The following is a 1,091-nucleotide window of genomic DNA, read 5'->3' as shown; positions in this document are numbered from 1 at the left end:
CCTGAAGATGATCGATTTAATAGAGGCCATCGGATAGCGCTCAGTGTGGATCTTGTATAGCTTCTCTTTCTTTAGCGTAGCAAAAAAGCTTTCCATCCTTGCGTTGTCATAGCAACGCCCTGTACCGCTCATGCTTTGAATGGCATCTCGTTTAGCCAGACTCTTTCGGAATGCATGGCTCGTGAATTGGCTGCCCCGATCGCTGTGATAAATCATTCCGCGAGCATTTCTTGCTCTACAGGCGTTCTCAAAAGCTTTGATGCAGAGTTCTTTGCGCATATTGTCGTCCATGGCGAAACCTACGATCTCTCCGTTAAAACAATCCAGCACAGCGGACAGATATAGCTTGCCATCTGAACAAGGGACTTCGGTGATATCCGATAACCACTTTTGGTTAGGTGCTGAGGATTTGAAGTCTCTCTGAATCAGGTTCTCGCTCTTTTGAGCTGCGGCATCCTCGCGCGTAATGCCGTTCGGGTGACGCTTCGCTTTCTTCAGCAGCCCATGCTTCTTCATGATGCGATAGACAGTGCTGTAGCTGGTCGTAATCTCTATCTGTGACAGCGCCAGCAGGATACGTTGGACGCCGTAATTACGGTTGTCTTCATGTTCTCCAATGATGTCTTTGATTTTGACCAGAAGGCGTTGTTGCCGCTCCTGTTTGGGCGTGGGCTTCAAGCTACGGTAATAGCCCGATTCGCTGACAGCAAGTACCTCGCACATCATCATGACGGGCCATCGATCCCGTCGTTCACGGATGTATGCATAGAGCTGACGTGCTTTTACCGCTTCCGGTCTTTTGCGAAAAAACCGAGTGCGTCCTTGAGAATGTCATTGGCACGGCGCAACTCGCCTATTTCTTTTTCTAATTCGATTTCACGTGCAGTCTTGTCGGCAGATGCATAAGCGTGTCCGCTCCCGATATGTGCTCTGTCGCCGTGCAGGATTCTTTGCTTTCTCCATCCCTGCAAAGTGTAGTAGGCTACGCCTAACTGCTCGGCGGCTTTCCTGGGGCCTATCTCATCGCTCAATCTGACTGCTTCCTCTTTAAATGCCTTGTCGTATCTGTTCATTGTCACTCGTCCCCTCGT

General features: G+C 49.8%; 2 protein-coding genes. Both read right to left on the bottom strand.

Annotated elements, in window-relative coordinates:
- Window positions 1–759, bottom strand: a 759-nt coding sequence (locus tag DFP98_RS38555) for an IS3 family transposase (RefSeq protein WP_220377233.1), incomplete at its 3' end; no start/stop codon positions are given.
- Window positions 760–782: 23 nt separating this feature from the next.
- A partial coding sequence (locus DFP98_RS38550) for a transposase (protein ID WP_220377232.1) occupies window positions 783–1,091 on the bottom strand: 309 nt, incomplete at its 5' end.

It is taken from the genome of Cohnella phaseoli (genome assembly GCF_003386235.1).
In the GTDB taxonomy this organism is placed as follows: Bacteria; Bacillota; Bacilli; order Paenibacillales; family Paenibacillaceae; genus Cohnella; species Cohnella phaseoli.
The sequence above is the reverse complement of the archived record's forward strand: the minus strand, read 5'-3'. Positions and strand labels throughout refer to the sequence as shown.